Annotated in this window: 8 protein-coding genes; all 8 read left to right on the top strand. The window is 22.9% G+C overall.

Annotation, left to right across the window (positions count from 1 at the left end):
- On the top strand, positions 1 to 458 hold a 458-nt coding region (locus C6B38_RS02215; protein WP_233485488.1), incomplete at its 5' end, for a hypothetical protein.
- Between the two features lie 140 nt (positions 459 to 598).
- Positions 599 to 757 (top strand): hypothetical protein, encoded by a 159-nt coding sequence (locus C6B38_RS09660; RefSeq protein WP_162475811.1) that lies wholly within the window; start codon positions 599 to 601, stop codon positions 755 to 757.
- A gap of 5 nt (positions 758 to 762) precedes the next feature.
- Positions 763 to 900 (top strand): hypothetical protein, encoded by a 138-nt coding sequence (locus C6B38_RS09655; protein ID WP_162475810.1) that lies wholly within the window; start codon positions 763 to 765, stop codon positions 898 to 900.
- 53 nt (positions 901 to 953) lie between these two features.
- Positions 954 to 1,091, top strand: a complete 138-nt coding sequence (locus tag C6B38_RS09650) for a hypothetical protein (protein WP_162475809.1) — start codon at positions 954 to 956, stop codon at positions 1,089 to 1,091.
- 1 nt (position 1,092) lies between these two features.
- Positions 1,093 to 1,386 (top strand): pentapeptide repeat-containing protein, encoded by a 294-nt coding sequence (locus tag C6B38_RS02210; protein WP_105298484.1) that lies wholly within the window; start codon positions 1,093 to 1,095, stop codon positions 1,384 to 1,386.
- Position 1,387: 1 nt separating this feature from the next.
- Positions 1,388 to 1,621, top strand: a complete 234-nt coding sequence (locus C6B38_RS02205; protein WP_105298483.1) for a hypothetical protein — start codon at positions 1,388 to 1,390, stop codon at positions 1,619 to 1,621.
- Positions 1,622 to 1,679: 58 nt separating this feature from the next.
- Positions 1,680 to 1,973: a hypothetical protein gene (locus C6B38_RS02200; RefSeq protein ID WP_105298482.1), complete on the top strand. Its 294-nt coding sequence runs from the start codon at positions 1,680 to 1,682 to the stop codon at positions 1,971 to 1,973.
- Positions 1,951 to 2,238: a hypothetical protein gene (locus C6B38_RS02195; RefSeq protein ID WP_105298481.1), complete on the top strand. Its 288-nt coding sequence runs from the start codon at positions 1,951 to 1,953 to the stop codon at positions 2,236 to 2,238. The genes C6B38_RS02200 and C6B38_RS02195 overlap by 23 nt, the downstream gene beginning before the upstream one ends.
- The last annotated feature ends 151 nt before the right edge of the window (positions 2,239 to 2,389 follow it).

Below are 2,389 nucleotides of genomic sequence, written 5' to 3'. Positions count from 1 at the left end.
TTGCGATGATGGTTGTATTATCCCAAGTAATGCGAATACAAATTATTTTAAGAACATCAATTCCATTATTTTTAATTCCAGTTTTTATTAGTACTTTTATTTTAAATTGATATTGATGTTTATTTATTGGTTTTGTTGGTCATTTATTAGTTGATTTATCATTATGAGGTTTTACGCTAGGATCATTATGTTGAAATTTAGGAACTGGTTTATTAGCAATTTTATTAAGGATTATTTATTTAATAAAATGTCATAATTTCTGAAAAATTATCCTACTATTATTAATAAATTTAATAATTTATTTTCCAATTGATTTTATACTTTTTTGATTAAATCTTGGAATTTTAAATATAGAACAAATAATAATCGGAGTTTTAATTGTAAACACAATATGCATACCAACTTTTTATTTATTAAGTATCAAAATAATAAAAAAAATTAACCAAGGAAATTTTTAAGGAGGTAAAGATGAAAAAGTTAAATAAAAAAACTATCAACAAAATAAATGAATTAATGCTTAGAAGTTATCTAGTTTCAAAAGATCAAATTACTGATGAACATTGAGCATTAGGTAAACAAAATTAAGAGGAATTAAATTATGACTAAAAAATACTTATTAATTATTAAAAATGAATATTTAACTACTTATGCTTATTACACACTAGAAGAAGCAAAAGTACGAGAAAAAATTGAAAATAATAATTATGGCTTATCAACGGCAATTATTGATTTAAAAGATATTGAATGAAAAAGGTAAATAATATGGAAAAAATAAAAAGAAATATTGCTAAATTATTAATTTCAATAACTGATGGTGAATTTGATGGATATGGGCAAAATACTATGAAGCAAATGATTTATGCTGAATTAGAAAAAATTTTTAATCAAATTAATAAATAAAGTTTTTAAAATGCGAAATATACAAAGAATTAGAAATAACGGAGATAAATAATATGTGAAAAGATGAAGATGGCAAAGTTTACACAGAAGAAGATTTATTTAATGAAGCATTAGAAGAATGTCATTCAGAAGAAAGTGCTTACGACTATATTGATACTTTAATTGCAGAAAAGAATTTGGAGGAATTATAAAATGAAAACATTACAAGATTTAATTAAAGATTTAACAGATATTATTGTTGAAGAACAAAAAATAAGAGAATATTTAAGAATTGAAATATTAGATTTAGAGGGTGCTGATTTACGAGCAGCTGATTTAGAAGAAGCTGATTTACGTTATGTTGATTTATCTGGTGCTAATTTAAAATATGCTTATTTAAAAGGTGCTGATTTATCTTGTACTAATTTAAAAGGTGCTGATTTAAAAGATATTAAAATCACAAAACAACAATTAGACCAATTAACTGTTATTGAGGAGGAATTATAAAATGGCTAATACAAGTTGTGGATTTAATTTTAGTGGTCATTATGAATATTTAAGAAAACATTATAAGAAATGCAGTTGTAATTTTAAAGAATATACAAATACAGATCAAATTATTTGTAAATATAATGAAACATCAACAGGAGAATTTGTTAATCAAACTAATTGATGTCAAATATGCAAAGGATGAGTACACCATAATCGTTATTGAGCATTAAATAAAAAATTTCAAAGCTAAATTGCATTATGTATGTGCTAGTTGCCTTATTTCATATTGCTAGTGAGGAGGATGAATAATGAATGTAACAGAAACAATTAAATTTAACAAACTTAAAGCAGAAAATGAAGCACTTGTAGCAGAAAATGATGAATTAAAACAACAACAATTATATAAAGAAGATTTTTATTTACTTTGTGAAGAAGATAAACTTACATATGATTGAGAAAGTTTACAAACTGATGAAATAACAATTGAAATGCACTTAAAATATTGTGAAAGTAATAATCATAGATATTGCCTAATTAAAGATATTAATAATTTACCAAGTAAGGAGGAAAAATTAAGTAATGAATGTAACAGAAACAATTAAATTTAACAAACTTAAAGCAGAAAATGAAACACTTGAAGCAGAAAATGAAGCACTTAAAAAAGAACTTGCAAAATTAAAACAACAAATATTATATAAAGAAGATTTTTGATTTCAATTATATTGTATAAATTGTGAAAAAGTTGACAAATGTATATTATCAAGTTGTTCAGAAAATACTTGAAGAAACAACTATGTTTTAAAAGATAATTCTAAATCTAAATATGACACATTACCTAGTAAGGAGGATAAATTAAATAATGAATAATATAGTTCAAAATGTTTCTTTCCCTTTTGCAATTAAAGGTAATGATTTTAAAGAATTAAGTTTAAAAGCATTAAATATTAAAAAATGAATTGATGAAAATGGACAAGAATTAGCAGAATTTATATACAGACAACAAGCTTGATTAATAAAT

This window comes from Spiroplasma sp. ChiS, from assembly GCF_002968355.1.
GTDB lineage: Bacteria > Bacillota_I > Bacilli_A > Mycoplasmatales > Mycoplasmataceae > Spiroplasma > Spiroplasma citri.
This window is presented reverse-complemented; position numbering and strand designations above follow the sequence as displayed.